The sequence below is a fragment of the Rheinheimera sp. genome, from assembly GCF_036568245.1.
GTDB lineage: Bacteria > Pseudomonadota > Gammaproteobacteria > Enterobacterales > Alteromonadaceae > Alishewanella.
On the sequence record NZ_DATCSY010000418.1, the window covers coordinates 1 to 4757 of the forward strand.

Here is a 4757-nt window from a genome sequence, read left to right on the forward strand (position 1 = left end):
CAGGCGATGAGTGTAATAAATGAGTTACGCGAAGCAAAAGAAGCGGCAATCAAAGTGGAACGCGATGGTGAGATCAGAGATATTCTGGTAAGTCTGTCACAATAATTATTAAAACTAATTGGTTATAAATTCATGAAATCAGGGCAATTTTCTCTTTTCTCCCGCCGCTCACTGGCCAGTATGCTGGTTGCTGCGGCGCTCAGTGCTGTGATAGTCCCGGCGGCCTCGGTTGTCGCGCAGGAAGAGGTGATGTATTCGCCAAACTTCAAAGGCACCGATATTAATGAGTTTATTAATATTGTTGGCATGAACCTGAAAAAAACCATTATTGTCGACCCTCAGGTACGCGGCCGTATTAATGTGCGCAGCTACGAAATGCTGAACGAACAGCAGTATTACCAGTTTTTCCTTAACGTGCTGGAAGTATATAGCTTTGCCGTGGTGGAAATGGACAACGGTGTGCTGAAAGTGGTGCGCAACAAAGACGCCAAAACCAGTAATATACCGGTAGTGACAGATGATTCCCCTGGCCAGGGTGATGAAATGGTAACCCGGGTGGTGCAGGTGCGTAATGTGTCAGTACGCGAACTGGCACCGCTGCTGCGACAGTTCAGTAACCAGGCCGGCGGTGGCCATGTCGTCAACTACGACCCCTCTAACGTCATTATGATGACCGGCCCGGCTGCCGTGGTAAACCGTCTGGTAGATATTATTCAGCGCGTAGATAAAGCCGGCGATCAGGAACTGGAAATTGTTAAGCTGCAGTATGCGTCGGCGCCGGAAATTGTCCGTATTCTGGAAAGTATTTATAAAAGCCAGGGCCGGGCTGAACAGCCTGATTTTCTGGTGCCGCGTATCGTTGCAGACGAGCGTACCAACAGTGTGATTGTCAGTGGCGAATTACAGGCGCGCCAGCGGGTAATCGAGCTGGCCAAACGCTTGGACAGCGAACTGCAAACCAGCGGTAACACCCGGGTATTCTATTTAAAATATGCCAAAGCCGAAGAGCTGGTGCCGGTACTGAAGGGCGTAAGTGATTCCATCGTTGCTGAAGTGCAGGGTGCAACCGGTGCAGCCGGTGCTCAGGGCGGGCGCAGTGCGTCGGCAAATCAGGGCCGCGCTATCAGTATTGAAGCCCACGCTGACAGTAACTCGCTGGTGATCACCGCCCAGCCGGATATGATGCGCTCATTAGAAGAAGTGCTGCGCCAACTGGATATCCGCCGCGCCCAGGTACTGGTAGAGGCAATTATTGTTGAAGTGTTTGAAGGCGACGGTACCGATTTTGGTGTGCAGTGGTTAAATGCCAATGGTGGCGGTACTAACTTTAATAATGGCAATACCATTCCAATTATCGGCGTTGCGGCCGGTGCAGCAGTGGCATCACAGGTAACGCCCGGCAGCACTACCACCACCATTGTTGATGGTGTACCTGTTACCCAAACCTCACCAGACTCTAACCGGGATTACTCTGTGCTGGCTGATGTATTAAGTGGTTTAAATGGAGCAATGGTAGGGTTTTATAAAGGCGATTGGGCTGCAGTTCTGCAGGCAGTGCGCACCAGTACCAACTCCAACGTTCTGGCAACGCCGCATATTACTACGATGGATAATCAGGAAGCCTTCTTCCTGGTGGGGCAGGAAGTACCGGTGATTACCGGTTCGACTGCCAGCGCGAATAATACTAACCCATTCCAGCAGATAGACCGGCAGGAGGTGGGTATTAAGCTTAAAGTGACACCGCAAATTAACGAAGGTGATGCGGTGCAATTAACCATCGAGCAGGAAGTATCCAGTATCGGCGGTGCGACTGCAGTGGATATCACTATTAATAAACGCGAGATCAAAACCACTGTGATGGCGGACGATGGTGCCACTGTGGTACTTGGCGGTTTAATTGACGAAGATGTGCAGGAAAGTGAGTCTAAAGTGCCGCTGCTGGGCGATATTCCAATACTGGGGCATCTGTTTAAATCGACCAGTGTCACCAAGCAAAAGCGTAATCTGATGGTGTTTATCAAAGCCAGTATAGTGCGCGAAGGCTCGGCCATTTCCGGCATTTCGAAAACCAAATATAACTATATCCGCGCTGAGCAGTTAAAACGTCAGGAAGAAGGCATCAGGCTGATGCCGATGACCGACCAGGTGGTATTGCCAGAGTGGGATGATAGCCTGGCACTGCCACCAACTTTTGATGAGTATATGAATAAGCAACAACTGCCAGCGGCAGGCGCGGCAGAACCACGGAAGCAAGACTAATGGACGCGCTGGACGCAGAGCAGGTTGTACCTGCCAGCAACCGCATCCGGCTGCCGTTTGGTTTTGCCAAACGCCACGGCGTATTGCTGCAGCAGCAGGATCACGGCTGGCAGTTGTATATTCACACCGCGACAGCACCGGCCGCAGTGTTGGAAGTGCGCCGTATGCTGGCCGAGCCATTTCAGATAAAGCGCTTATCTGCCGTTGAATTTGAAGCCTTGCTGGAAGCCAGTTATCAGCGCGACTCTTCCGAAGCGCAGCAGTTGATGGAAGATATTGGCAATGAGGTGAATTTAGCCTCGTTAGCGGATGATATTCAGGAAAGCGAAGACTTACTGGAAAACGAAGACGACGCCCCTATCATCAAGCTGATTAATGCCATGCTGGGTGAGGCAATTAAGCTTGGTGCCTCGGATATCCATGTTGAAACCTTTGAAAAAGCACTGATAGTGCGGTTTCGGGTTGATGGTATTTTACGTGAGGTACTGCGGCCAAACCGGCGGTTGTCGAGCTTACTGGTGTCGCGGATCAAGGTTATGGCGAAGCTGGATATTGCCGAGAAACGCGTGCCGCAGGATGGCCGCATCAGCCTGCGTATTGCCGGTCGCGCTGTTGATGTGCGGGTGTCGACCATGCCATCAAGCCATGGCGAGCGTGTAGTGCTGCGTTTGCTGGATAAAAATAACTCACATCTGAACCTGGCCGACCTTGGCATGACGCTGTCAGTACAGCAGGCATTTTCACAACTGATTTTAAAGCCGCACGGCATTATTCTGGTAACGGGGCCGACAGGTTCGGGTAAAAGTACCACCCTGTATGCCGGCTTAACCGAAATTAATACCAAAGATCGCAATATTCTCACCGTTGAAGATCCTATCGAGTATGAGCTGGAAGGTATAGGCCAGACCCAGGTAAATACCAAGGTGAATATGACCTTTGCCCGCGGTTTAAGAGCGATATTGCGCCAGGACCCGGATGTGGTGATGGTGGGTGAGATACGTGACCTTGAAACCGCCCAAATAGCGGTGCAGGCCAGTTTAACCGGCCACTTGGTGTTATCGACACTGCACACCAATACTGCGGCTGGTGCTATTACGCGATTGGAAGACATGGGTGTTGAGGCGTTTTTGCTGTCATCCAGTTTACTAGGTGTGCTGGCACAACGGCTGGTACGCACACTGTGTCCGCACTGCAAAGCTGCACATGAACCCGATAAAGAAGAGCGTAATCTGCTTGGCGTTGCTAAAAAAGATGGCGTGCTTATTTACCGCGCAACCGGTTGCGAGCACTGTAACTTTAGCGGTTATCGCGGCCGTACTGGTATTCATGAGCTGCTGCTGGTCGATGAGCATATCCGCGAGCTTATTCACAATGGTAAGGGCGAGCAGGCGATTGAAAAATATGTCCGTCAGCACAGCCCCAGTATCCGTGCTGACGGCTTTAGCAAGGTATTAAACGGCGAAACCACACTGGAAGAAGTGTTGCGCGTCACCCGTGAGGACGTGTAATGGCGGCGTTTGAATATCAGGCGCTGGATGCGCGTGGCAAAACCAGCAAAGGCGTGCTGGAAGCTGACAATGCCCGCCATGCCCGCTCGTTACTGCGTGAGCAAAAACTGACGCCGGTGAACGTAGTGTTGGCGTCGCAGCAGGAAAAACTGCTGGCGTCCGGCAAGCAATGGTTCAAACGCAGTATTTCGGCGTCAGAGCTGGCACTAATCACCCGGCAGATTGCCACGCTGGTTGAAGCGGCATTACCAATCGAAAGCGCGCTGTTGGCAGTAGCAGAGCAATGCGACAAGCCACGGCTGAAAAATATGATGATGACAGTGCGCTCTAAAGTGGTCGAGGGCTACAGTCTGGCTGAAGGGCTGGCTGAGTTTCCGCATGTGTTTGATCATTTATTCCGGTCTATGGTGGCGGCGGGGGAAAAATCCGGCCATTTGGATCAGGTATTAAACCGGCTGGCTGATTACACCGAACAGCGTCAGCATATGCGCAGCCAAATCCTGCAGGCGCTGCTGTACCCAATCATTCTTACCTGTTTTGCCATCCTGGTTATTTCTATTTTGCTGGCAGCTGTGGTGCCAAAAATTGTCGGCCAGTTTGAGCATATGGGCCAGAGTTTGCCCGGCACAACGTTATTTTTAATCGCCGCCAGTGATTTTTTGCGTGCTTACGGCATATTCGTTTTGCTGGGCATCATGCTGGCGCTGGTGCTGTTTAAAAGGGCACTGCTCAAACCGGCATTTCGTTTTCGCTGGGATGCGCTGGTACTGCGTAACAGGCTGCTTGGTAAAGTAACTAAGGGGCTCAATACTGCCCGTTTTGCCCGTACCTTAAGTATTTTAAATGCGTCGGCGGTGCCGCTTTTGGAAGCGATGCGCATCAGTGCTGACGTGTTAAGCAACAGCTACATGAAGCAGGCGGTAACCGATGCCACCGCCAGGGTGCGCGAGGGCACGTCGCTACGCAATGCGCTGGAGCAAACTAAACTGT

General features: G+C 51.7%; 3 protein-coding genes. All 3 read left to right on the top strand.

The window, feature by feature from the left end; genetic code table 11:
• Positions 1 to 132 precede the first annotated feature (132 nt).
• Entirely contained in the window at positions 133 to 2259 is a 2127-nt protein-coding gene (gspD, locus tag VIN66_RS18775) for a type II secretion system secretin GspD (protein ID WP_331925406.1), read from the top strand.
• Positions 2259 to 3767, top strand: coding sequence for a type II secretion system ATPase GspE (gene gspE / locus VIN66_RS18780; RefSeq protein WP_331925407.1), 1509 nt, complete (start codon positions 2259 to 2261; stop codon positions 3765 to 3767). Before gspD ends, gspE begins: the two co-directional genes overlap by 1 nt.
• Positions 3767 to 4757: type II secretion system F family protein (locus VIN66_RS18785; protein WP_331925408.1), on the top strand; the 991-nt coding region annotated here is incomplete at its 3' end. The genes gspE and VIN66_RS18785, both read left to right, overlap by 1 nt.

What these genes read in the sequence shown, in the direction of transcription:
- gspD (WP_331925406.1), top strand. Translation starts at nt 133, where the DNA reads ATGAAATCAGGGCAATTTTCTCTTTTCTCCCGCCGCTCACTGGCCAGT.
- gspE (WP_331925407.1), top strand. Translation starts at nt 2,259, where the DNA reads ATGGACGCGCTGGACGCAGAGCAGGTTGTACCTGCCAGCAACCGCATC.